This is a genomic window from Listeria immobilis, assembly GCF_014322845.1.
In the GTDB taxonomy this organism is placed as follows: domain Bacteria; phylum Bacillota; class Bacilli; order Lactobacillales; family Listeriaceae; genus Listeria; species Listeria immobilis.
Genome location: NZ_JAASUA010000006.1, coordinates 64,276 through 87,838, shown reverse-complemented (window position 1 = coordinate 87,838; position 23,563 = coordinate 64,276). Strand labels below are relative to the sequence as shown.

24 protein-coding genes and 1 riboswitch are annotated in these 23,563 nt (G+C 35.0%); of the genes, 16 read left to right on the top strand and 8 right to left on the bottom strand.

Annotated elements, in window-relative coordinates:
* Nucleotides 1-13: 13 nt before the first annotated feature.
* Nucleotides 14-763: an alpha/beta hydrolase gene (locus HCJ45_RS09235; RefSeq protein ID WP_185380926.1), complete on the bottom strand. Its 750-nt coding sequence runs from the start codon at nt 761-763 to the stop codon at nt 14-16.
* 218 nt (nt 764-981) lie between these two features.
* Between HCJ45_RS09235 and HCJ45_RS09230 the strand changes: the two genes are divergently transcribed.
* Nucleotides 982-2,001 carry a branched-chain amino acid aminotransferase gene (locus tag HCJ45_RS09230; RefSeq protein WP_185397603.1) on the top strand — a complete coding sequence of 340 codons (1,020 nt, stop codon included), beginning with the start codon at nt 982-984 and terminating at the stop codon, nt 1,999-2,001.
* Between the two features lie 45 nt (nt 2,002-2,046).
* Here the strand turns inward: HCJ45_RS09230 and HCJ45_RS09225 are convergent, their stop codons facing one another.
* Complete coding sequence (locus HCJ45_RS09225; protein ID WP_185397604.1) at nt 2,047-3,516, bottom strand: LM6179_1298 family efflux MFS transporter; 1,470 nt, start codon at nt 3,514-3,516, stop codon at nt 2,047-2,049.
* A 140-nt stretch (nt 3,517-3,656) separates the two neighbouring features.
* Here HCJ45_RS09225 and HCJ45_RS09220 point away from each other — a divergent pair, with 140 nt between their 5' ends.
* The 12 genes from HCJ45_RS09220 (at nt 3,657) to HCJ45_RS09165 (ending at nt 14,852) form a co-directional block, all read left to right on the top strand.
* Nucleotides 3,657-4,709, top strand: coding sequence for a M42 family metallopeptidase (locus HCJ45_RS09220; protein ID WP_187124608.1), 1,053 nt, complete (start codon nt 3,657-3,659; stop codon nt 4,707-4,709).
* Nucleotides 4,710-4,721: 12 nt separating this feature from the next.
* Nucleotides 4,722-5,198, top strand: coding sequence for a glutathione peroxidase (locus tag HCJ45_RS09215; RefSeq protein WP_187124607.1), 477 nt, complete (start codon nt 4,722-4,724; stop codon nt 5,196-5,198).
* Nucleotides 5,199-5,330: 132 nt separating this feature from the next.
* Entirely contained in the window at nt 5,331-5,777 is a 447-nt protein-coding gene (locus HCJ45_RS09210) for a LytTR family DNA-binding domain-containing protein (RefSeq protein ID WP_187124606.1), read from the top strand.
* Nucleotides 5,774-6,199 carry a DUF3021 family protein gene (locus tag HCJ45_RS09205; RefSeq protein WP_187124605.1) on the top strand — a complete coding sequence of 142 codons (426 nt, stop codon included), beginning with the start codon at nt 5,774-5,776 and terminating at the stop codon, nt 6,197-6,199. Before HCJ45_RS09210 ends, HCJ45_RS09205 begins: the two co-directional genes overlap by 4 nt.
* Nucleotides 6,199-7,110: an ABC transporter ATP-binding protein gene (locus HCJ45_RS09200; protein ID WP_187124604.1), complete on the top strand. Its 912-nt coding sequence runs from the start codon at nt 6,199-6,201 to the stop codon at nt 7,108-7,110. The genes HCJ45_RS09205 and HCJ45_RS09200 overlap by 1 nt, the downstream gene beginning before the upstream one ends.
* Nucleotides 7,103-7,957 (top strand): ABC transporter permease, encoded by an 855-nt coding sequence (locus HCJ45_RS09195; RefSeq protein WP_187124603.1) that lies wholly within the window; start codon nt 7,103-7,105, stop codon nt 7,955-7,957. The genes HCJ45_RS09200 and HCJ45_RS09195 overlap by 8 nt, the downstream gene beginning before the upstream one ends.
* Before the next feature lie 81 nt (nt 7,958-8,038).
* A complete protein-coding gene (locus HCJ45_RS09190; protein WP_185380918.1) occupies nt 8,039-9,607 on the top strand; it encodes a peptide chain release factor 3 in 1,569 nt (522 codons plus the stop codon).
* Nucleotides 9,608-9,713: 106 nt separating this feature from the next.
* On the top strand, nt 9,714-10,139 hold the full coding sequence (locus tag HCJ45_RS09185) for a MarR family winged helix-turn-helix transcriptional regulator (RefSeq protein WP_187124602.1): 426 nt from the start codon (nt 9,714-9,716) through the stop codon (nt 10,137-10,139).
* Nucleotides 10,140-10,192: 53 nt separating this feature from the next.
* On the top strand, nt 10,193-11,554 hold the full coding sequence (locus HCJ45_RS09180; RefSeq protein WP_187124601.1) for an MATE family efflux transporter: 1,362 nt from the start codon (nt 10,193-10,195) through the stop codon (nt 11,552-11,554).
* A gap of 79 nt (nt 11,555-11,633) precedes the next feature.
* A riboswitch (yybP-ykoY riboswitch) is annotated at nt 11,634-11,738 on the top strand.
* A 98-nt stretch (nt 11,739-11,836) separates the two neighbouring features.
* On the top strand, nt 11,837-12,604 hold the full coding sequence (locus HCJ45_RS09175) for a TerC family protein (protein ID WP_187124600.1): 768 nt from the start codon (nt 11,837-11,839) through the stop codon (nt 12,602-12,604).
* A 102-nt stretch (nt 12,605-12,706) separates the two neighbouring features.
* Nucleotides 12,707-13,474 (top strand): TerC family protein, encoded by a 768-nt coding sequence (locus tag HCJ45_RS09170; protein WP_187124599.1) that lies wholly within the window; start codon nt 12,707-12,709, stop codon nt 13,472-13,474.
* 52 nt (nt 13,475-13,526) lie between these two features.
* Entirely contained in the window at nt 13,527-14,852 is a 1,326-nt protein-coding gene (locus HCJ45_RS09165) for a TrkH family potassium uptake protein (RefSeq protein WP_185346541.1), read from the top strand.
* A gap of 81 nt (nt 14,853-14,933) precedes the next feature.
* On the opposite strand, the gene HCJ45_RS09160 is transcribed toward HCJ45_RS09165, so the two are convergent.
* Nucleotides 14,934-15,302, bottom strand: coding sequence for a DUF4064 domain-containing protein (locus HCJ45_RS09160; RefSeq protein ID WP_185346339.1), 369 nt, complete (start codon nt 15,300-15,302; stop codon nt 14,934-14,936).
* A 30-nt stretch (nt 15,303-15,332) separates the two neighbouring features.
* Nucleotides 15,333-16,364: an acyltransferase family protein gene (locus HCJ45_RS09155; RefSeq protein ID WP_187124598.1), complete on the bottom strand. Its 1,032-nt coding sequence runs from the start codon at nt 16,362-16,364 to the stop codon at nt 15,333-15,335.
* A 183-nt stretch (nt 16,365-16,547) separates the two neighbouring features.
* Between HCJ45_RS09155 and HCJ45_RS09150 the strand changes: the two genes are divergently transcribed.
* A complete protein-coding gene (locus HCJ45_RS09150) occupies nt 16,548-17,015 on the top strand; it encodes a methylated-DNA--[protein]-cysteine S-methyltransferase (protein WP_187124597.1) in 468 nt (155 codons plus the stop codon).
* A 133-nt stretch (nt 17,016-17,148) separates the two neighbouring features.
* Entirely contained in the window at nt 17,149-17,673 is a 525-nt protein-coding gene (locus HCJ45_RS09145; RefSeq protein ID WP_187124596.1) for a GrpB family protein, read from the top strand.
* 108 nt (nt 17,674-17,781) lie between these two features.
* Here HCJ45_RS09145 and HCJ45_RS09140 read toward each other — a convergent pair whose 3' ends face one another.
* Nucleotides 17,782-19,950, bottom strand: coding sequence for an ATP-dependent Clp protease ATP-binding subunit (locus tag HCJ45_RS09140; protein ID WP_187124595.1), 2,169 nt, complete (start codon nt 19,948-19,950; stop codon nt 17,782-17,784).
* Nucleotides 19,951-20,109: 159 nt separating this feature from the next.
* A complete protein-coding gene (locus HCJ45_RS09135) occupies nt 20,110-20,721 on the bottom strand; it encodes a CPBP family intramembrane glutamic endopeptidase (protein WP_187124594.1) in 612 nt (203 codons plus the stop codon).
* 144 nt (nt 20,722-20,865) lie between these two features.
* Here HCJ45_RS09135 and HCJ45_RS09130 point away from each other — a divergent pair, with 144 nt between their 5' ends.
* Complete coding sequence (locus HCJ45_RS09130; RefSeq protein ID WP_187124593.1) at nt 20,866-21,657, top strand: carotenoid biosynthesis protein; 792 nt, start codon at nt 20,866-20,868, stop codon at nt 21,655-21,657.
* Between the two features lie 4 nt (nt 21,658-21,661).
* Here HCJ45_RS09130 and HCJ45_RS09125 read toward each other — a convergent pair whose 3' ends face one another.
* Together HCJ45_RS09125 and HCJ45_RS09120 are read right to left on the bottom strand one after the other, a co-directional pair.
* Nucleotides 21,662-23,128 carry a phytoene desaturase family protein gene (locus HCJ45_RS09125; RefSeq protein WP_187124592.1) on the bottom strand — a complete coding sequence of 489 codons (1,467 nt, stop codon included), beginning with the start codon at nt 23,126-23,128 and terminating at the stop codon, nt 21,662-21,664.
* A 107-nt stretch (nt 23,129-23,235) separates the two neighbouring features.
* A complete protein-coding gene (locus HCJ45_RS09120) occupies nt 23,236-23,451 on the bottom strand; it encodes a YkvS family protein (RefSeq protein ID WP_185346326.1) in 216 nt (71 codons plus the stop codon).
* Nucleotides 23,452-23,563 lie beyond the last annotated feature (112 nt).

Below are 23,563 nucleotides of genomic sequence, written 5' to 3'. Positions count from 1 at the left end.
ATTTCGTCCTTTCTTATGCACGCATGCTTTCTAAGTCAAATGTATTTACTGGCAACATAAATTGAAGCGATTCTTTGATGAAAGGCTGCCAGTATTTCCAGCGATGATCGCCATTAAATACATGGAAATAATAATCAAACCCACGAGAGGTTAATATTTGTTCTAATGATTTATTTGGTGAAAGAAAATCTAGTACTTCATTACCGGTTGTTTCCACTGCGGTTTCTTTATCACCGATGATATGATAAATTTTCACTTTGGAAGGATCTGCTTTTTTTGCTAGCGTTAGAATGGCCTCATCCACGTAAGGTGAGTGTAAAATAACATTACCGAATGTGAACGGGAATAATAAGGCTGCTTTTAATGATACAGAAGCACCTAGTGAGTCACCCATTAGGAATCTACTAGTTGGCATTTGGAAAGAAGGAAAGCGCTCTTCAAGATAAGGAATGAGTTCAAAAGCTAAGAAGCGGATATAAGCATCGTTTTGTTTACCATCTGGATGATATTTTTCCCGACGATCTATGACAGTTTTGTAAGGAATACCAATGAAAATAGCTTTTTGAATTTGCTCATTTAGCGCAAGTTCTTCTGCGTTTCTGGCTAATTTCCCAAACTGAAAATAATCTTTGCCATCTTGCACGATAAATAATGGGTATTTATATAGAGGCGAAAAATCTGGCGGTAAGCAAATAATTAAATCTAGTTCCTCTCCTAGCGTCTTACTATAAAATTTTTCATCGAACATTTTGTGAGCTGTCATTTTCATTCTCTCCTTTCTAGAAATCTTTCCTGTTAAGTGGATTGTTTTTTGAAAAGTTACTCTATTTTAGCATGAAACTAATAAAAAGAAAGAACATTTTGCCTATTTATAGAAAAAAACTTTTCTTTTGTCCTTACTTCACTGCAATATTGCTATGTAATGTGCTATACTGGAACGTACAATAATTCAGTTTTTATGATAGAAAGTGGGGATTTTGAATGAGTAAAGATATTGACTGGAGCAATTTAGGATTTAGTTATATTAAAACGGATAAACGTTACATTTCTTATTGGAAAGACGGGGAATGGGATGAAGGTTCACTTACAGAAGATAACACGCTACATATTAGTGAGGGATCTACAGCACTTCATTATGGCCAACAGTGCTTTGAAGGCTTAAAAGCATACCGCTGTAAGGACGGTTCGATTAATCTTTTCCGCCCAGACCGTAATGCTGCTCGAATTCAAAAAAGTTGTGAGCGTTTATTAATGCCGCATATTCCAACTGAAAAATTTATTGATGCTTGTATGCAAGTTGTTCGAGCAAATGAAGAATTTGTACCTCCATATGGTTCAGGTGCAACGCTTTATTTACGTCCATTTGTTATCGGTGTTGGTGATAATATTGGTGTACATGCTGCACCAGAATATATTTTCTCTGTTTTTTGTTCGCCAGTAGGACCTTATTTTAAAGGAGGAATGGCGCCAACGAACTTTATCGTTTCGGATTATGATCGTGCGGCTCCAAATGGTACTGGTGCAGCAAAAGTAGGTGGTAACTATGCTGCTAGTTTGTTACCAGGGAAAAATGCACAAACTCGTAATTTTGGTGATTGTATTTACCTAGATCCAGCTACACATACAAAAATTGAAGAGGTTGGAGCTGCGAATTTCTTTGGAATTACAAAAGACAATAAATTTATTACACCATATTCTCCATCCATTTTGCCAAGTATTACAAAATATTCATTGCTTTATCTAGCAGAGCATCGTTTAGGGCTTGAAGTAGAAGAAGGCGATGTATTTATTGATAAGCTAGATGAATTTAAAGAAGCCGGGGCTTGCGGGACTGCAGCTGTTATTACGCCTATTGGAGGAATTCAAACAAAAGATGACTTCCACGTTTTTTATAGTGAAACAGAAGTAGGACCAGTAACAAAACAATTATTTGATGAATTATACGGAATTCAATTTGGGGATATTGAAGCACCTGAAAACTGGATTTATAAAGTGAAATAAGAAAACAGGGTTGGCGCACACGTAGCGCCAACCCTGTTTTTAATTTTAACCCGAAATATGTTTTTTAGGTAAGATGAAATGTAAAATATAGCTAACAATACAACAAGCAAACATTACCCAGAAAACCATATGAAGTCCACTATATAGAATGTCTCGAAGTGGTTCAACAAGATCGGCACTGACATTTCCAGAAGTTTGTGGACTGATTAATTGGTTTAAATTGTCACGGTTTACTTCACTTCCAGCAACTTCACGGAATTGACTAGTTAGTACAGAGTTGAAAATGGTACCAAAGACTGCTACACCAATTGTTTGACCAACTGTTCTAAAAAGCGTATTGGAGGCGGTCGCAATACCTGTTTGAAACCTCGGTACAGCATCTTGAACTGTCACTGTAGTGGTAGTAAAGATAATTCCAAAGCCAAATCCCATAAAGGCACTATTTAAATAGAAGAAAATATCATTTGTACTAGCTGGGAATAAAGCAAGAATTAATCCACTCATGGCAGTAATTATAACCCCAAGTCCAACAGTATGGCGGTTTCCTAGGGTCATTAATAATTTTCCACCTATGAAAGAGCCAATAATCCAGGTGACAGAAAGTGGTGCTAACATAAATCCAGCGATGGTCGCACCGTGTCCAAGCATTCCTTGTGCCCACATAGGAATATAAACATTGATTCCAATTAAAAAGGCGCTAATTAAAAAGCCAATTAAATTACCGATTAAAACAACGGGATTCTTAAATAAAACAAATGGCATAATTGGATCTTGAGCCCTTTTTTCCACAAAATAAAAAGCAATAAATAATCCTATAGAAATGACAAACAATATAACAACGAGTGGTTCTGTCCAGTTGAGCGATTCGCCTGCTCGTTGAAGGGCAAATAACAATCCAAGTAACGCAACTGTAAATAACGAAGCGCCAAGAAAATCAATGGGTAGCTTCACATGCTCCACATTTTCACGTAAGTAAAGTAAAATGAGTAAAATAGTTAAAAGTCCGATTGGTACATTAATAAAGAATATCCAGTGCCAAGAAAGTTGATCTACTAAAAACCCACCTACTAACGGTCCAAATACGCCAGCGATTCCCCATGCAGAACCCATAAATCCAAGTACTTTTGCTCGTTTTTCAAATGGGTAGACATCGGCAATAATCGTCATAGTCGAAGGTAAGATCCCGCCTGCACCAATACCTTGAATTGCGCGAAAAATAATTAATTGTTCCATATTTTGTGCAAATCCACAAAGTGATGAACCAATAATAAAAATAATTGTCGCAATCACAAAAATATTTTTTCGTCCATACAGATCAGATAGTTTTCCATAAATCGGAACTGTCACTGCTGATGTTAGTAAATAAACAGAAAAAATCCAGTTCATTAACTCTATACCGTCCAACTGACTTACAATCGTTGGCATCGCAGTACTTACGATGGTACCCTCAATAGCTGCCATAAATGTGGCTACAAATACGGCGATGGTAACGGCTTTCACTTTTGTTTGTTCCAAAAAATTCCCTCCCTTTTCATCTACCGAATTATAGCATAGAAAAGAAGGAAAGTGGGAAAAAAGTTGGTCATTAGAAATGCGATTTATTCGGATAAGCGCTATAATATAGTAGAGAAAAGCGAACTAAAGGAGGAATTTTTTTGACTTACGAACCAAATACAAACAAAACAATGGAAAGAATTACTAAATTAACATCTATCCCAAGTCCAACTGGAAATACTGGGAACATTATTGAAACGATTGCGAAGGACTTAGCTGCCTCCAAAATCCCATATAAATTAAATAATAAGGGTGGTTTAATTGTCACTCTTGCTGGTAAAGATGATACAAAACAGCGGATGTTAACTGCTCATGTCGATACGCTTGGTGCCATGGTGAAAGAAATTAAAGCAGATGGTCGCTTGCTTTTAAGTTTAATTGGTGGATACCGTTTTAATGCGATTGAAGGAGAATATTGTACGATTGAAACAAGTAATGGCGATGTATATAGTGGAACGATTCTAATGCATCAAACCTCTGTTCATGTATATAAAGATGCAGGAACAGCAGAGCGTAATGAAAAAAATATGGAAGTTCGTTTAGATATGCGAGTTTCGGATGCAGAAAGTGTTCGTGCACTAGGGATAGAAGTGGGAGATTTTGTTTCCTTTGATCCAAGAACACAAATAATTAATGATGAATATATTAAATCTCGCCATTTAGATGATAAAGCAAGTGTCGCGATTTTATTACAAGTAATTGATTTTATCAATGATAATCAATTGGAATTACCGCACACAACCCATTTTTTAATTTCCAATAATGAAGAAATTGGTTATGGTGGAAACTCTAACATTCCAGAAGAAACGGTGGAATATTTGGCTGTAGATATGGGGGCGCTAGGAGACGGACAAACATCTGATGAGTATACAGTATCCATTTGTGCCAAAGATGGTAGTGGTCCATATCATTTAGGATTACGTAAACATTTAGTGGAACTTGCTGAAAAAAATAACATTAATTATAAAGTAGATATTTACCCGTATTATGCTTCTGATGCAAGTGCTGCAATCCATGCTGGAAATGATATTGTACATGGTCTAATCGGCCCAGGTGTTGATGCAAGTCACGCATACGAACGAACTCATCGCGATTCACTTTACCATACAGAAAAATTAGTCTATGCATATTTATTTTCGAATATATTAAAATAGGAGGAACAAATCATGAATGTTCACGATTTTTCTGAAAAAGCAATGAATGGCAAAGATATACCGCTAAGTGATTATAAAGGAAAAGTATTATTAATCGTTAATACAGCCAGTAAATGTGGTTTAACACCTCAGTTAGAAGGTCTTGAAGCAATGTACAAAAAACTTGGCGGGGATCATTTTGAGATTCTTGGATTTCCGTGCAATCAATTTTTACACCAAGATCCAGGTAGTGACGAAGCAATTTTGGAATTTTGCCAAATGAATTATGGAGTGACATTCCAAATGTTTTCTAAAATTAAGGTTAAAGGCAAAGACGCAACACCACTTTATAAATATTTAACAGAGCAAACTGGTGGAAAGAAAATAGAATGGAATTTTGCTAAATTTCTAATTGACGAAAATGGGAATGTAGTCGAACGCTTTCCTTCAAAAATGAAACCAGAAGATTTTGAGGACAAAGTTGCAGCATTGGTTGCAAATGTAAAATAATAGATAGAAAAACTCGGTAGCAACATTATACCGAGTTTTTTTGCATCTTAAGGAGGATAAAATGCAGGTTACTAATATTAGCTTGTAGTTTTTATAAGACTATTTATAATGAAATAGAGAGGCGGTGGCCAGATGGAATTTCGGGTGAAACAGGATAATAGCAGGACGGTTGGCGAAGTGGATATACATTGCCACCCAAATGATGTCGATAAGGTAACTAATATTGTTTCCAATTTAAAAGAAAAAATTTCTGTGAAAAAAGATGCGGAAACCTACTTGCTCGAACCGAATGTTATTTTATATTTTGAAGCTGTCGAAAATAAAATTTTTGTTTACACTGAAACAGAGGTTTATGAAACCAATTGGAAATTGTATGAATTAGAAGAACGATTTAAGGAAAGCTCTTTTTTTAGATGTTCCAAGTCAATGATTTTAAATATTAAATGGATTGAAAAAGTTGCCCCTGGGTTTAATGGCCGATTGGAAGCGCGCTTGTTAAACAATGAAAAAGTCATTATTTCTAGGCAATATGCGAAAGTGTTAAAACAAAAATTGCAGATTGGAGGGAAAAAGAAATGAGTGGAAAAGTCGTACAACTTGTCCAAACTTTTAGTATTATTTTTACAGGCTCTATTTTAACAACAATTTTTTCTTATACTTTTCTGGCTAAAATGGATGGGGTACCAATTCAAGACATTTTTGTATTAATTCTTTTTAGTATTATCGTGGTTGTTGTGGATGAACTACTTTTTAAAGAATCAAAGAAAGTAAAAGAAACTTTCCGTTTTCGCATAATTATTTTCTTTCTTTTTATTGAAGCAGCGATTTTAGGAATTGGCTGGATGCTTAATTGGTATGATTCAATTAATGGATTTCTGATTATTTTCGGATCTGTTTGCATTACCTTTTTTATTATGTATCTTTTTTTCCATATGCAAGCAGTGAAAGTAAGCAATGAAATCAATCAAAAACTAGCAGCAATGCGAGAAAAGGAGAAATAATGATAAAACTAGTAAATGTCGTTAAAAATTATGGAAAAGTGGCAGCAGTAAAAGGAATTGATTTGGAAGTTGAAAAAGGAGAGTTATTCGCCTTTCTTGGTGAAAATGGTGCGGGTAAATCAACAACGATTAGTATGATTTGTACCGAAAGTGAACCAACATCGGGAGCCATTTTTATTGATGGTGAAAAATTAACTGCAAAAAATAGAACTGCTTTCCGGCAAAAATTAGGGGTTGTTTTTCAGGAGAATGTTTTGGATGATTTATTGACTGTTAAAGAAAATTTGTATAATAGAGCAAGTTTATATGGAAAGACTCAAGTGGAAATTTCCGAACGACTTAAGTTAGTTTCTGCGATTATGGGGATTGAGGATATTTTAAATCGTCGTTTTGGAAAATTATCTGGTGGACAAAAACGGCGGGCGGAAATTGCTAGGGCGATTATGCATGATCCAGAAATTTTACTACTGGATGAACCAATAACTGGTCTTGATCCGAAAACAAGAGTGAGTGTCTGGAAGATTATTGATTATTTACGGGAACAATTTGGAATAACTGTTTTCTTGACAACTCATTATTTAGAAGAAGCAAGCGATGCCGACCAGTTGGCTGTTATTAATAAAGGGAAAATCATTGCACAAGGGACACCAGCTAATATTAGAAATCGTTTTTCCATGGATAAAATTTTCTTTTATGAGGCTAATGTAGCGGGACTTCAGCCAATTATTGAAAAAGCCAATTTGCCATTTCAGTTATCAAAAGGAACTATGCAGGTAGATATTACAGAAGGAAAAGTCGGAATTTTGGAACTATTAAACCGAACAGCTGGCTTGTATAGCTCTTTTGAGGTGATTAAAGGGAATTTAGATGATGCTTTTATTTCGATGATTAAGGAGGATTCTAATGATTAGTCGAAATTTAAAACTATATTTTCGTGATCGAACTTCTGTTTTTATGTCGTTACTGACGATTTTAATTATTATTGGCTTATATGCGATTTTTTTAGGAAACAATATGGAACAAATGTTTAAAGAAGCATCCGAGAAAACGATAGGAGTTGCAGAATTAGTTAATTCTTGGGTAATTGCTGGGATTTTATCGATTACGCCTGTGACTGTATCGTTAGCCGTGTTTTCTTTGAAAGTTCACGATGAAGAATTAAGTATCGCTCGAAGTTTTGCGATTTCTCCTGCATCAAGATGGCGAATTGTTTTAAGCTATATTGCTAGTGGGCTGATTGCTTCTTTTTTGCTTTCGTTAGTGACTTTATTTGTTGGAGAAATGTATATTTGGTTGACAGGTGGAGCAATTTTACCACTGGATAGTTGGCTGAGTTTAATTGGTATTATGTTGATTAATGTGCTTTGTTGTAGCAGTATAATGTTTTTTATCACTAGTTTGGTAAAAAAAGCGAGCGCGTTTAGTTCTGTTTCTACTATTGTAGGTACAGTTATTGGTTTTATCGCTGGGATTTATTTGCCAATTGGTTCACTTCCAGATACTGTACAAACAATTATGAAGTGTTTCCCGTTTACATACGGAGCATCGGCTATTCGTGAAATTATGACGAAAGAGCCATTGCAACAAGTTTTTTCAGGTAATGCGGAAGCTCTCAAAACGACGAAAGAAATGATTGGTGTGACAATTTATTGGGGGGATAATAATGTAGCAATGGCGCTAAGTTTGCTTATTTTAGTAGGGTTTGCACTCATTTTTGGTATATTATCAGTGATTCTAATGAAACGACAAACAAAATAATTTTTGGATAAAAAAACAGCCGAAATACTCCTAATTATGCTATACTTATGAAATGTGAATGAATCTAGGAGGAAAATAACAATGAGTCAAGATTTGCAAAAAGAAGTTGCTTCACGCAAAACATTTGCGATTATTTCTCACCCGGATGCTGGAAAAACGACCATTACAGAGCAATTATTGCTATTTGGTGGCGTTATCCGTTCAGCAGGGACAGTAAAGGGAAAGAAATCTGGAAAATTTGCGACAAGTGATTGGATGGAAATTGAAAAACAACGTGGAATCTCCGTAACGAGTTCTGTGATGCAATTTGATTATAAAGGATCAAGAATTAATATTTTAGATACACCAGGTCACTCTGACTTTAGTGAAGATACGTACCGGACTTTAATGGCAGTTGACAGCGCAGTAATGGTAATTGATGCGGCGAAAGGTATTGAAGCACAAACACTAAAACTATTTAAAGTTTGTCGAATGCGTGGAATTCCGATTTTTACTTTTATTAATAAAATGGACCGTCAAGGGAAAATGCCACTGGAATTACTTGCGGAGTTAGAAGAAGTTCTTGGAATTGAATCATATCCAATGAACTGGCCGATTGGTATGGGGAAAGAGCTTGCTGGGCTGTATGACCGCTATCACCAGGTGATTGAGCAATATCGTTCAGAAGAAGAGGAGCGTTTCTTGCCACTTGGGGAAGACGGTGATTTGAAAGAACCGCATGCTATTCAGAGTTCCCTTTACTATGATCAAGCTTTGGAAGAGATTATGCTACTAGATGAAGCGGGTAACGATTTTAGCCGTGAACGAATTATTTCAGGAGAGCAAACGCCAGTGTTTTTTGGAAGTGCGCTTACTAATTTTGGAGTAGAAACATTCTTACGGACTTTTGTTGACTTTGCCCCATCCCCATCAAGCCATGAATCAAACGAGGGTATTATTGAAGCGGATAATCCGAAGTTTTCAGGTTTTATCTTTAAAATTCAAGCAAATATGAATCCAGCTCACCGTGATCGTATCGCTTTTATTCGGATTTGTTCTGGGGAATTTGAGCGTGGGATGAATGTGACGTTAACTCGAACTGGAAAAAATATTAAGCTAGCTAACTCTACTCAGTTTATGGCAGATGATCGGGAAACTGTTAATCGGGCTGTGGCTGGTGATATTATTGGTTTGTATGATACAGGAAATTATCAAATCGGTGATACTATTACGAATGGTAGCAAAAAATTAGAATTTGAGAAACTACCACAATTTACACCAGAATTATTTATGCGTGTTTATGCAAAAAATGTCATGAAACAAAAACATTTTCATAAAGGTGTTGAACAACTCGTTCAAGAGGGCGCCATACAGTTGTTCAAAACTTGGCGTACGGAAGAGTACATTATTGGAGCTGTTGGTCAGTTGCAATTTGAAGTATTCGAACATCGGATGCGCGGGGAGTATAATTCGGAAATTCGGATGGAGCCAATCGGGAAGAAAATTGCTCGTTGGGTAAAAGAAGAAGATGCGGATGAAAAACTTTCCACTGCAAGAAGTATGCTAGTGAAAGATCGCTTCGACCAACCATTATTCTTATTTGAGAATGAGTTTGCAATCAATTGGTTTAATGATAAAAATCCAGATATTGAATTAACTTCTTTACTATAAAAGTCGCAACCTATTTGTTTTTAGCAAATAGGTTGTTTTTTTGCTTGACAATTTTAAAAATCGCGCTATAATTAGTTAGAATTCTAATTAATAAGGAGGCAGCTGTATGAGAAGAGAGAAGACGATGGATACACTTATTCGCTCGATAATGATTAAATCAAAGCGCAAAATGGATGCCAAAGTGGCTCAATTTGGATTAACAGCACAACAGGCTAGAGTACTTGGATTTTTAAATGATAATGATGCGAATGAAATTATCCAAAAAGATCTTCAAAAAATCTTCCAAACACGTGGCGCGAGTATTACTAGTTTGATTCAAGGCTTGGAAAAAAAGAAGCTAATCACGCGTAAGTCAAGCCTCCGCGATGGCCGAGAAAAAGTCGTGATATTAACAAAAGAAGGGAAGGAGATTGTAGATGAATTTAATGCATTCTTTCCGCGGGAAGATGATAAGGCAAAAAAAATATTATCAGCCGAGGAATATAAAACGCTAATCGCACTACTTAGCAAAATTGATGATAATTCAGATTGAAAAAATTTAACTATATAGTTAGAATTCTAACTAATTTAACAGGAGGAAATAACATGAAACAAACAGATGAATTTTATTTAACAAAAGCGAGCATCCCAAAAGCAATCGCACATTTATCCATCCCGATGATGCTTGGGATGTCAGTCGGTGTTATCTATAATATAATTAATGCCTTTTTTATTGGCATGCTTCACGACACCTCAATGCTAACTGCGGTAACACTTGGACTTCCGATGTTTACGATTTTAATGGCAATTGGAAATATGTTTGGTGTTGGTGGCGGAACTTACATTTCTCGCTTACTTGGTAAAAAAGAAAACAGCAAGGCTAGAGCGGTTTCGGCGTTTGTACTCTATGGTAGTTTAGCGTTAGGAATACTTTGTGCAATCATCTTGGGATTAATGATTAATCCAGTAACTCACTTTCTTGGAGCAGATGCAGCAAGCTTTTTACACACCAAAAATTATACGTTAGCACTATTAATTTGTAGTCCGTTTATTATTGCCAATTTTGCGCTAGAGCAGGTGGTTCGTGCGGAAGGTGCTTCGAAAATTTCGATGAATGGAATGTTTATTAGCACTATCGTTAATTTGATTTTTGATCCGCTATTGATTTTGTATTTTGATTTTAATGTGGTTGGTGCTGCGGTTTCGGTTGGCTTAGCAAGTGCCGTTTCTCTTGTTTACTACGCTTGGTACTTAGAGAAAAAAAGCGCTTATTTATCAATTCATGTTAAATGGTTTCGGGTTACTAAAGAGATTATTAGCAATGTATTTAAAATTGGCATTTCTGAACTACTTTTATCGTTATTCTTAATTGTAACTACCTTAGTTTTAAACTATTATTCGATTGGTTACGGAGAAGGAGTTGTTGCTGGTTTTGGGGTAGCACTTCGCGTCGTACAATTACCTGAATTTATTTGTATGGGTCTTTACATGGGGATTATTCCACTTTTAGCTTATAATTATAGTTCGGGTAATATTGCAAGGTTTGAAAAGGCCATTCGCTTTACCGCAATAAGTATTGGACTTATTGTCTTGGTTATTTCAAGTCTAGTATTTTTATTCCGTTTTCAAGTGATGCATTTATTTAGTGAAAGTCCAAGTGTCATCATGCTTGGTGTGCACATCATGGTTGCAATGCTAATTTCCTCACTATTTAGCGGGTTTACTGGTCTCTTTACTAGTACATTTCAAGCAATTGGAAAAGGGATTCCGGCAACAATTATGTCTGTTTCACAAGGAATTATTTTTATTCCTGTAATTATGTTAGGACAGCACTATTTTGGCTTAGTTGGTGTTATTTGGTCATTAACTGCAACCGAAATTCTTACTTGTATTCTTGGTGTGACACTTTTCACAATTTACAATATAAAAATCGCTAGTAGCACAAAAACGAAAGATTTAGCCGTTTAAAAAGATTGTGAGAAAATATAGTTGACGAGTGCTTCTACATTATGGTATTATTCTCTAGGTAATCATATATCGTTCTTTGACAAATGTCAGAGGGGAGTAGCGCTGATTAGCTTTTTAATCAGGATAAAGTCGTCATTACATGGTAGAGATATCATCGGTTTTATCACATTTAATTTTAAATGTTAGCGAGACCTTTGCCTTTACGGGCAGGTCTCGCTTTTTTGTTTCTTTAAATTAGGGGATCTTTGACATTTATTATAGAACAAAGGAGGAGAAGATTTAGTGGATACAGCGATGATTTTAGAATACGGTTGGGTTTTACTTGTCCTAATCGGTTTAGAGGGGATTCTTGCAGCAGATAACGCCGTAGTTATGGCAGTTATGGTAAAGCATCTCCCAGACAAACAACAGAAAAAAGCATTATTTTATGGACTTATGGGGGCATTTGTCTTCCGGTTTGGGGCACTATTCCTTATTTCCTTTTTGGCAAACGTTTGGCAAGTCCAAGCCCTAGGTGCCGCATATTTACTATATATTGCGATTAGTCATATTTGGAAACATGCAAAAGGAAAAGATGGCGAAAAAACAAAGAAAGAAAAAGCAGGTTCTGGTTTTTGGATGACCGTTTTAAAAGTAGAAATTGCGGATATTGCATTTGCGATTGATTCCATGCTTGCCGCTGTGGCACTTGCAATTACACTTCCAGAAACTGGTTGGGGACATATTGGCGGGATTGACACAGGACAATTTGCGATTATGTTCTTAGGCGGATTAGTTGGATTGATTATTATTCGTTTTGCAGCAACACAATTTGTAAAATTACTGAAAAATTATCCAAGTCTAGAAACTGCCGCATTTTTAATAGTTGGTTGGGTAGGAGTGAAGCTAGTTATTTACACATTAGCTCATCCAAGTCTTGGTGTTATTCCACATAGCTTCCCTGAGTCAACGCTTTGGAAACTTATTTTCTGGGGTGTAATGATTCTAATTATTATATGGGGCTGGTTTGTATCATATCGTAGTAAGAAAAAGACAGAAACCACTAACTAAATAATAAAAAACCAGAAGTGCATTTTTGTACTTCTGGTTTTACATACAACAAGGTGCCGAAAACACATTTTTATGATAGAGTAGAAGGATGGTGGAGGAAAGATGGATGTTTCTATTTGGGGTGAATATGCCTTAGTATTCCTTGTGTTAGTTATTTTAGAAGGAATTCTTTCAGCAGACAATGCTGTAGTGATGGCTGTAATAGTTAAAGGTTTACCACATGAAAAACAACGAAAAGCATTATTTTATGGGCTAGTTGGTGCATTTGTTTTCCGGTTTATTGCACTTTTTTTAATTTCATTTTTAGTAAAAATATGGGAAATTCAAGCCATTGGCGCCATTTATTTGTTGTATTTAGCAATTAAACATATGTGGAAACTGAAAAAAGGTAAGCAAGAGGATGTCAAAGAAGTGGCGAGTGCAAAATCTACTTCTTTTTGGGGTGTAGTAGCCCGAGTGGAGTTAACAGATATTGCATTTGCGCTAGATTCGATGTTAGCGGCAGCTGCGTTAGTCGTTACTTTACCAGATTTGGGCAACTTTGAAATAGGTGGAATGAATGGTGGGCAATTTATTGTTATGTTCCTTGGGGGAATTGCTGGGTTAGTTGTTATTCGTTTTGCAGCTACCCAAGTAGTAAAATTATTAGAACGCTATCCTACCTTAGAAACAGCCGCATTTTTAATTGTTGGTTGGGTAGGGGTGAAAATGGCAGTTTTAACACTTGCACATCCTTCAGTTGCCATCATTCCAGAAGATTTTCCAGATTCAGCTGTTTGGAAGCTGACATTTTGGTCGGTTATGATAATAATAGGTTTGGGTGGTTATATCATTGCGAGAAAAAAAGAGAAACAAAACAAAAGAATTTGAATATGATCAAGAAGTAAAATTGCGTAGAAGATTAAAGCTTGTGTTAGCACGTATGACACCAGTTCAAGTCATTATCACATATTACTTTTTTGCTGTTACAATTTCAACCATTGTTCTTAGCATGCCGTTTACGCTACAAAAAGGGGTTAAAGTGTCATTTATTGATACGCTTTTCACGGCGGCAAGTTCTGTTAGTGTAACGGGTCTTGCAACAGTGGATGTTAGTCAAACTTACAGTACAGCCGGAATATGGGTCTTAATGGCGATTTTCCAAATTGGCGGACTCGGTGTGATGATGATTAGTACTTTCTTTTATTTAATCTTAAAAAGACGTATTGGGTTAAAACAAAGACAGCTTATTATGACAGATACTAATCAATTTACAATGAGCGGTATGGTAAGGATGTTACGAGAAATTCTAATGCTTATTTTTGGGATTGAGTTAATAGGTGCACTTATTTTGGGGATTTATTTTGTTCCACTTTATCCTAATGTTGGTGATGCGATGTTCCAAGGATTGTATAACTCGGTTTCGCTAGTAACAAATGCCGGAGTTGATATTACTGGGAAATCACTGATTCCATTTGCGAATGATTATTTTGTACAATTTGTCTCTATTTTACTCATTATTGCCGGAGCGATTGGTTTTCCGGTATTACTGGAAACTCGAAAATTTTTATTTGAAAAAAATACATTAATTCCATTCCGCTTTTCTTTATTTGTAAAAGTAACGACATTGACTTATTTTGTGTTACTAATTGCTGGAGGTTTATTAATTTGGCTATTTGAGTACAATCATTTCTTTAGTGGGAAGACTTGGGACTTTGGCTTCTTTAATTCCATGTTTTTATCTGCGACTTCTCGAAGTGCCGGATTACAAACGATTGACAATGGGGCGCTCTCCGTCTCCACTTTGCTACTCGTATCTTTCTTGATGTTCATCGGTGCTTCACCAAGTTCTGTCGGGGGCGGGATACGAACGACGACTTTCGCTATTACGATTTTATTTATTTATTCAGTGATTCGCGGTCGCAAGCATGTTTATATTTTTGGGCGTGAATTGCATCAAGAAGACGTGAGAAAGTCGCTTGCAGTAACACTTGTTGCAGGCTTCCTATGTATCTCGGCAATGGTTATTTTAATGCAAACAGAGCAAGCGCCACTAAGTGCTGTGATATTTGAAGTATTTTCGGCTTTTGGTACTAGTGGCTTATCAGTTGGATTAACGCCAGATTTATCAACACCAGGGAAAATAATTATCATAATATTAATGTTTATCGGTCGGGTTGGAATTATGTATTCAATGCTAAGTTTAAGAAATAAAAATCAACCTAAAAATGCTATTCGTTTACCGAAAGAGAAGATAATTACTGGTTAATAAAAAAACCTTTCTGCCGTTCGCAGCAGAGAGGTTTTTTGCATGAAAAAATCCCTGACCAATGAGATCAGGGATTTATCTTTAATATTTTGATTTAGGTGTTGGTTGTCTGAAAATGCCCATTAAACCAGTTAAAGTAATTAAAATACCAGATACTACCCATGCTGTACCGATAATAAAGAATAATACAATTCCAATAATAACTAAGATAACTCCCCAACCACGCGGCGCTGATTTAATTAGCAATGAAGCAATTAGCGCAACAACAGATGCAATTAAGGTAATCCACCCAAGATTTGCTAATTCATCACCTATATTACCGGGCAAATAAGTAAAAGTTTGAATATAATCTGTTACATTATCTCCATAATTAATAATCCAAAATCCAACAAAAATACCAATAATAGAGCCAATCAATCCAATAATAATTTCTGGTTTTCTCGATTCCATAATAAAGCCTCCTTTTTTCTTTCTATATCTTTAATAACTTTCCCGCTTTGTAAGTCTACTAAACACATCATGTAGCATAGAAGTTCGAAGTTCAATTATTGGCTGAACAAATGTTTTGACTAGTCGACTGGATAGTAAAATAGTTAAAGCAAAAGTGGAAGCAAATAATAAGAAAAAAGTAGACGGACTATGTCGGAACTCTATTTGACCTCCTTCACGAAAGAATTTAATAAAGAAACCGTGAAGTAAATAAACATAAAGCGTATTTTTACCCCATTTAGTGAAAAATAGCTTTTTCTTTGGAACTAAACTAAAAAAAGCAGCGATGGAGCAAAAACTTATGAAGTAAACTAAAAAGCGGATAAACAGTCCTAAAGATTTTACTTCAACAAAATTTGCATAAGGCTTAGAACCTAAAAACCATTTATCATTTAAACTGGGATTTAAAGCAATAAAAATAAGTAATAATATAATGAAAATCCCGCTCATAATAGTAACAAAATGTGTTTTAAGAAAGTAAAAATGTTCTTTTGTTAAAAAAAAGCCTACTAAAAAGAATGGGAAGAAAACAAGTGTCCGGGATAAACTAAGATATCCACCAATGACATCAAAATATCCCGCTGCTAGTCCAATAAATAAAGCTAATGAGACCGATTTCCATGGTTTCATTCTAGCAAAAACAAGCAACATTAAATTCCAAAAAAATAAACTAAGCAAAAACCAAAGAGACCATTCAGGATCTAAAAAAGTAATAGATAGGTTATCTTTATTTAGTAAAAAATAATAGAAAATACTATAAATCAATTGAAAAAAAGCATAAGGTAAAATTAGCTTTTTCATCATTTTTTTCAAGTAACCGGGCTTACCAAAACTTTTGGCGAAAAAGCCAGATATAAGAATAAAGGCAGGCATATGAAAAGTGTAAATATAAATATATAAAACACGAACACTAGCATATTCTGCAATAAATGTTTGAAGAAAATGGCCAAAAACCACTAAAAAAATCAAAATGAATTTGGCATTATCAAAATAGCTTTCCCGTTTTTGTGCGGTGCTTACCATAACGAACAATCCTTTCTATGTTGAACTTACCTGTTTTTGTTTTCCCTAAATTCTGTAACGATTAACCAACAGTTGGATAACAAAATATCTCAAATATTAATGAATGATGACACTTGTTTGCGGATTTTTTTAAGGCATGCTATCGTTATAGAAATAAAAATGAACGGGAGGTATGACTATTTTATGCTAAAACAAACAATGGCTTCACCAGTAGGAACTTTATATATTAATATACAATCAGAAGGAATAAAAAGCATTTCATACGATGAACCGTCTAATTGGGAGATAGTTGCTGGAGGACAAACCGAGCAAGCAATCTATACGAATTTAGTGATGCAGTTAGAAGCTTATTTTGACGGTGCATTAAAGCAGTTCGATTTACCGTTAATACTTGTTGGGACACCCTTTCAAAAACGAGTGTGGCAATCCTTAAGTGAGGTACCATATGGAGAAGTGGTGAGTTATAAAGATATTGCCATTTCCGCTGGGAGTCCTAAAGCGGTTCAAGCAGTAGGGCAAGCAAATCGCGCCAATCCAATTCCGATTATCATTCCTTGCCATCGGTGTGTAAAAAGTAACGGGGAACTTGGCGGATATAATGGAACTGATATTGATAAAAAACAATATTTATTGGCACTAGAAACCTGCTAAAATCAGTGAATAGTGTAATTTTTGATAATAAAGTTGTTTAATTACTTTTTTTTGAGCCATTTTCTTTATGGAGAATTTAGAGTAAAATGAAAAGAAATTCTATTACAAAAGTAGGAGAGAGGGGAGACGTCTAATGAAAGTAGAAATAGTTGACTATCAAAGTGACTGGAAAACGCTTTTTGAAGAAGAAAAGAGCATTATTAGAGAAATTATTGAAAAAAATGAAGTGCTAATTGCTCATATTGGAAGTACTTCCGTAGAAAATTTAAGTGCCAAACCAATAATTGATATACTATTGGTTGTAAATGACCTAGCCAAATTAGATAATGCAAGAACAGAATTTGAAAAAATCGGGTATGAATACATGGGAGAGTTTGGTCTTCCTGGCAGGAGATATATGAGAAAAGGCGGAGATTCTCGAACACATCAAATCCACGCATATCAATTTGATAGTATATCAGAAATACAACGCCATCTTTCTTTTAGAGATTATTTAAGAGAAAATAAAGAGATTGCTAATGAATATGCAGAATTAAAAAAGGCCCTTGCTCAAAAATACGCAACTGATATTGAAGGATATTGTGATGGAAAAGATTTATTCATAAAAAATCATGAAGCATTGGCATTAAAAAAACATTGGAAAACATATCAAAATTAAAATAAACATAAAAAAGCAAGAATCATTGTATAGAACCATTTCGGAAAATGGAATAGACAAGATTCTTGCTTTTTTTCTTGCTGTTTTCGTTTCTATTTTAAGCTTGCATTATACAGTAGCTTGTTCGCTTATTACAATATTTTTAGCATCATCAAGCGTTGCGCTAAGTTTTTTTGCTTCTGGTTGGTCGATTAATTTGTCTGCAATTACATCTTCTAAATGTTCTTGGATTGTCCGGCGAAGAGGTCTAGCACCAAATTTAGGATCATAACCAAGTTCAATTAAATGTTCTTTTACTTCTTGGGAAACATCGATAGCCACATCTTCTGTTGCAAGCATTGTATTTAAATCAACAAGCATTAAGTCGATGATTTGTACTAAATCAGCTTTTTCGAGTGATTTAAATTCGATGACACTATCTAGACGATTTAGAAATTCTGGTTTAAAGTAAGCACCTAATTTTGCAAGAATGTCCGAACCTTTTTCAAGTTTAGCATCAGTTGTTGTGTTAAAGCCGACAGAAGCTTCTGTGTCAGTGGTTCCGGCATTACTTGTCATAATGATGACAGTATCTTTAAAACTAACTGTGCGACCTTGAGAGTCAGTTAAACGACCATCTTCTAAAATTTGTAAAAACATATGTTGTACGTCTGGATGGGCTTTTTCAATTTCGTCTAATAGAATAATACTGTACGGATTACGACGAACTTTTTCGGTTAATTGTCCTGCTTCTTCATGACCAACATAGCCTGGAGGAGAACCGATTAATTTAGAAACGCTGTGTTTTTCCATGAATTCACTCATATCTAAACGAATCATTGCTTCACTCGTACCGAATAATTCACGTGCAAGTGTCCGGCCCAATTCTGTTTTTCCGACTCCGGTAGGTCCAACGAAAAGAAATGAACCAATTGGACGATTTTTTGCCTTTAAGCCAACACGGCTACGACGAATAGCTTTTGCTACTTTTTTCACGGCATCCGCTTGTCCAATTACTTTTCCAGATAGGTTGCTTTCTAAGTTTTTCATTTTTGATTGTTCATTTTCTTGTAAACGACCGACTGGAATTCCTGTTTTTTCTTCAATAATTGCTTGGATATCGGATGCTTGAATTACAGGGCGCTCGGAGAAATTGTTATTTGTTTTATTTTCTTCTAAGCGAGAAATTTCATCACGAACTTTTGCTGCTTTTTCGTAGTCTTCCATTTGAAGAGCTTGATTTTTTTCTGCTTCTAGACGTGCAACACGTTCGCTTATCGTATTTTCATCTAGTTTTTCGATAGCAAGATTATATTTAGAACCAACTTCATCCATTAAATCGATTGCTTTGTCAGGCAAATGACGATCTTGAATATAGCGTGTACTTAGTTCTACGGCTGCTTTTAAAGCTTCTGGAGAGTATACAACCTCATGGAATTCTTCATATTTATCCTTTAAACCATTTAAAATAATTAAAGTTTCATCAGTAGTTGGTTCATTTACAGTCACTGGTTGGAAGCGACGTTCAAGTGCTGCATCTTTTTCAATGGTGCGATATTCTTTAAGCGTAGTTGCACCAATCATTTGTAGATCACCTCGTGCAAGCGCTGGTTTTAAAATATTTCCAGCATCCATTGAACCTTCCGCAGATCCTGCACCAACAATAGTGTGCACTTCATCAATAAACAAAATTGTATTTTTACGATCTTGTAATTCTTTGATTAATTGTTTCATTCGTTCTTCAAATTGACCACGGATACCAGTACCAGAAACAAGAGAAGCTACATCAAGTAAAATGACTTCTTTGTTTAGTAATTTAGTAGGTACTTCTCCTAAATTGATGGCATTCGCAAGACCTTCAACAACGGCAGTTTTACCAACACCTGGTTCACCAATTAGCACAGGATTATTTTTATTACGACGATTCAATATTTCGATGACACGTTTAATTTCTTTATCCCGACCAATGACTGGATCTAATTGATTGTTTTTTGCCATATCTGTTAAATTGGTACCAAATTCATCTAGTAAACCATTGCCACCATTTCCAGTTTGGGTTTGCACTTGTGCTTGATTTCTTTGCGCTTGGTTTGCTTGATTAGCAGCACCACTTAGTTGGCGGAAAATATCATCGAACGGTGAGCTACCACCTGTTGAAAACTCATTTCCTCCAAAATTTGCTTGATTTCTAACTTCGGCATAACAAGACGCGCAAAGTGGCATTTCAACACGTTTGCCGTTAATATTCATATATAATTGGACTGTCGCTTGATTTTGATTACATCTTTCACAATTCATAAATTAACTTCCTCCTTTAAAAATGAGAATAGAAGGTCTTGACTTTGACTAACTTTGACCTTATGTACTTATTATATACTGACCTATTTTGACTTTCAAGTATTTTGCTTATTTTTTCCAAAAAAAAAGCCTCTGAATTAGGAGGCTTTTTAGGTATTATTAATAAATAGGTAGTGCTGCCAATAATAAAAATGCAAAAGTTAGATGAGAAAGATAAACCATGAGTAAGCTAGGACGATAGGAATACATCACATTCCAAACGAGGGAAGCGACAAATATGCCGATAATAGCAGCAAAATTACCACTTGGGAGCATCATTACCATACATAATAATGCAGCAAATATATTAGCAAACCAAGGATTAAAATAGTTATTCAAGCGTTTTAAAACAAAACCACGCCAAAATATTTCTTCACCTGGAATAATAGCAACAACTAAAAGTAGCCAAATCACCCAGGAATCTGTTGCATATTTATGGAAAGCGGCTGCCACAGAATTTTCTAAACTTCCAGGCATAATTTTAAGAAGAAACGCACCTATGTAAAAGACAATATAGAGAACTATTCCAGAAAAAATACCGGGTAATATTCCTTTAGTAAAGGAATATTCTTTTTTTAAATCATCATTAAAAATCACAAAACTAAGTAAAAATAACATCCCAGCCCCATATAAATACCAAAAAACACGAGGAAACTGATATGTTAATATAACAAGTAGGGCACATAGAATAAGTCCCAGTACGAGTTTATAATCGATCTTGATGCTCTTCAAATACTTTACACCTCTTCTTAACAAATACTTATCATACTACTTTAAAACAAAAGAAAACGTTTGGCAACAATTATACTAAAGATAAGATAAAAGTTGTAGAATTTCATAATTCCTTTATAATGAAAAAATAGGAGTGGTTAACAGATGCTAGAAAAAAACTACAAATTTTTACTATGGATTTATATTTTTTGGTTTTTAGGTAACGTACTACTAGTTTCCTTAAATATTGTTCCACCAAATTTAACAACTATCCAATCGCTGTTTCTTGTTTTTACAGGTATTTTTGCAGCTGTTTTCTTTATTATGCAATATGGCAAATGGCTCGGCTCGGCGATAACATTACTCGTGTTTGTTGTAAGTACTTGTATTGAATGGATGCAGTTAAGTTATACAGATGAATATGTTGGTTCTACACTTGGAGGAAGTATTTACGGAATTCCAATCACAATGGGCTTTATTTGGGTGGGAATGATTGCTGGGACCCATATTATAGCACGTGAAATTACCCTAAAAATTAATATTGATTGGATTCGTGGCGGTATTTATTCCTTTATTGCTGCAACGATGGTGATGATTTTTGAAGTTTTAATTGAACCGATTACCATGCAATCAAAACAGCTTTATATTACACAAAATGGTTTCACGATTATGCAACTATCGGATTTTATTAATTGGTGGTTATTAGGTCTTATTTTACATTTAATGATTTACTTTATTTTAAGTTTAACGGATAGCTGGGAACGGCTCAAATATCCCGATTTAAAATCAGAAATTGTCATTGTTTACTGGATTATAATTGCTTTTTTCGTGTTTTTATCTTTCTATCTTGATTTATGGACATCGATTGCAATTATTATTGTTTCAAATATTATTTTTACGATCTGTTATTTTTTCAGTTTGGAAAAAGAACCCAAAAAAATAAAGAAATCTGAGTAATTAACTACTTGGATTTCTTTTCTTTTTGTAAAAATTTCTTTGTTGCGATTTGCGCATTTTCGATTATATATGGAAGCGAACTACCAGTCATTGCGCCAGCACCAATGACAAATAAATTTTTATAAGTAGGTATTTTTTTAGAGAAATGCAGAAAACCGTGTTGATTCCAAACATGTTGTAAGCCAAATACTGCACCATGTTTGATATGGTATTTTTCTTCCCAGTCAGCAGGCGTGATAATAAATTCTTCTTCAATAAAATCTTCTAAATCTGGAATATCCAGTCTCTCTTTTACAGTATCTAAAATCAATTGTCTAAAAGCCGGTGTTTCTTTTTCCCAATCGATTTGACTGGAATTATTTGGAACAGGAACCATGATTCGAATACTAGAATGATTAATTGGCGCCATGGTGTTATCTGTTGCAGAAGGGTTTGTTAAATGGATGGCCAAATCTTTTGAGAGGGCATTCTTTTGCATTATATTGGTAGAAAATTCTCGGTAATTACTAGGAAAAATAATAGACTGATGTGATAAGGATAATTCTGTATTTAATCCTAAATAAAGCATGAAAGCAGAAGAGGAATATTCCTTTTTTTCAATATGCTTATTTTTTTCATTTGTCAGCGAATACATAAAATCCAAATTTGTAAAATAATAATCTGCTTCAATTACTTGACCATTTGCCAATCTAGCGCCAGTAATCTCTTTGCCATTTATTTCAAATTCTGTTACTTCTGAGTTGAAATAGAACTTACCTTTATTTTCGGTAATTACTTGTTGCATCGCTTCAACAATTTTATTTTGTCCACCAATAGGATGATAAGTTCCGTAGTAATATTCGGAAAAGGGGATAATACTGTAAGCTGCCGGAATATCCCATGGTGACATTCCTAAATAACGCATCTGAAGCGAAAATGCCAAACGAAGATGTTTACTATTAAAATATCGCGCTAAATCATCCATTAATGATCTGCCTAACGTTAAACTTGGAATTGCACGAATAGTGGTGGGGCGGAAAAAGTCAAATAATGAACTATAATTAAATTGATTGAGAGGTGTTATATACAGCATTTTTTTAGTATTTTCTTTCATAAAACGATCAAAACCTTCTTCTTCACCTGGGAAGTAAGTTGCGATAACCGATTTAGTCGCTGCATAGTCACTGTATAGTGGAAAAGTAATATCTTTAAAATAAAGGGTGTGTATTGGATTAATTGGTAGTAAAGAAACATAATCTAGTATATCTCGTTTGCAATCCATAAAAAGAGAAGTAAGAACGTGTGGCATTGTCAGCGCGGACGGACCAATATCAAACGAATATTTCCCCATTTTATGTAAGGCAGTTCGACCACCTATTCGATCATTTTTTTCATAAATGCTCACTTCATAATCTAACTGACTAAGGAGCATAGCAGCAGCTAGACTTCCAGGACCAGCGCCAATAATCGCGATTTTTGTTTTACTTTCCATAAATAAGCCCTACTTTCCCGATTTTCACACATATAAAAAACGCAAAAACATAAAGCAAGCGTACTTAAAATGCTTTATTTTTGCGCACTGAAAATGTAATTTGATTTTTATTCTTCGGTTTCTTCTTCATCCGTATCTTCTTCAACAGAATGAATAATTTGATAATTTTTGTGGTTCACAACGGTTTTTTCTTCAATGCCTAAATCTTTGAAATTTTCCATATAAGTTAAGTCGACTATAACAGAGTTTTCGTTTAGTTTTTCAACGATTCCAGTTAAGCCATCCTTAAATTCAATAATGTCTCCAACGTGTGCTTTTGCCATTATTATCACTCCTTCCAATTTCGGTGTTGCCACTATCTTGCTGAAAAAGAATGTATGCTTTTTTGAACCTTCCTTAAATTTTGCACTAAAAAACGATGAAAATCAACTATAA

What these genes read in the sequence shown, in the direction of transcription:
- HCJ45_RS09235 (WP_185380926.1), bottom strand. Translation starts at nt 763, where the DNA reads ATGACAGCTCACAAAATGTTCGATGAAAAATTTTATAGTAAGACGCTA.
- HCJ45_RS09230 (WP_185397603.1), top strand. Translation starts at nt 982, where the DNA reads ATGAGTAAAGATATTGACTGGAGCAATTTAGGATTTAGTTATATTAAA.
- HCJ45_RS09215 (WP_187124607.1), top strand. Translation starts at nt 4,722, where the DNA reads ATGAATGTTCACGATTTTTCTGAAAAAGCAATGAATGGCAAAGATATA.
- HCJ45_RS09210 (WP_187124606.1), top strand. Translation starts at nt 5,331, where the DNA reads ATGGAATTTCGGGTGAAACAGGATAATAGCAGGACGGTTGGCGAAGTG.
- HCJ45_RS09205 (WP_187124605.1), top strand. Translation starts at nt 5,774, where the DNA reads ATGAGTGGAAAAGTCGTACAACTTGTCCAAACTTTTAGTATTATTTTT.
- HCJ45_RS09200 (WP_187124604.1), top strand. Translation starts at nt 6,199, where the DNA reads ATGATAAAACTAGTAAATGTCGTTAAAAATTATGGAAAAGTGGCAGCA.
- HCJ45_RS09195 (WP_187124603.1), top strand. Translation starts at nt 7,103, where the DNA reads ATGATTAGTCGAAATTTAAAACTATATTTTCGTGATCGAACTTCTGTT.
- HCJ45_RS09190 (WP_185380918.1), top strand. Translation starts at nt 8,039, where the DNA reads ATGAGTCAAGATTTGCAAAAAGAAGTTGCTTCACGCAAAACATTTGCG.
- HCJ45_RS09185 (WP_187124602.1), top strand. Translation starts at nt 9,714, where the DNA reads ATGAGAAGAGAGAAGACGATGGATACACTTATTCGCTCGATAATGATT.
- HCJ45_RS09180 (WP_187124601.1), top strand. Translation starts at nt 10,193, where the DNA reads ATGAAACAAACAGATGAATTTTATTTAACAAAAGCGAGCATCCCAAAA.
- HCJ45_RS09170 (WP_187124599.1), top strand. Translation starts at nt 12,707, where the DNA reads ATGGATGTTTCTATTTGGGGTGAATATGCCTTAGTATTCCTTGTGTTA.
- HCJ45_RS09165 (WP_185346541.1), top strand. Translation starts at nt 13,527, where the DNA reads ATGACACCAGTTCAAGTCATTATCACATATTACTTTTTTGCTGTTACA.
- HCJ45_RS09160 (WP_185346339.1), bottom strand. Translation starts at nt 15,302, where the DNA reads ATGGAATCGAGAAAACCAGAAATTATTATTGGATTGATTGGCTCTATT.
- HCJ45_RS09155 (WP_187124598.1), bottom strand. Translation starts at nt 16,364, where the DNA reads ATGGTAAGCACCGCACAAAAACGGGAAAGCTATTTTGATAATGCCAAA.
- HCJ45_RS09150 (WP_187124597.1), top strand. Translation starts at nt 16,548, where the DNA reads ATGCTAAAACAAACAATGGCTTCACCAGTAGGAACTTTATATATTAAT.
- HCJ45_RS09145 (WP_187124596.1), top strand. Translation starts at nt 17,149, where the DNA reads ATGAAAGTAGAAATAGTTGACTATCAAAGTGACTGGAAAACGCTTTTT.
- HCJ45_RS09140 (WP_187124595.1), bottom strand. Translation starts at nt 19,950, where the DNA reads ATGAATTGTGAAAGATGTAATCAAAATCAAGCGACAGTCCAATTATAT.
- HCJ45_RS09130 (WP_187124593.1), top strand. Translation starts at nt 20,866, where the DNA reads ATGCTAGAAAAAAACTACAAATTTTTACTATGGATTTATATTTTTTGG.
- HCJ45_RS09125 (WP_187124592.1), bottom strand. Translation starts at nt 23,128, where the DNA reads ATGGAAAGTAAAACAAAAATCGCGATTATTGGCGCTGGTCCTGGAAGT.
- HCJ45_RS09120 (WP_185346326.1), bottom strand. Translation starts at nt 23,451, where the DNA reads ATGGCAAAAGCACACGTTGGAGACATTATTGAATTTAAGGATGGCTTA.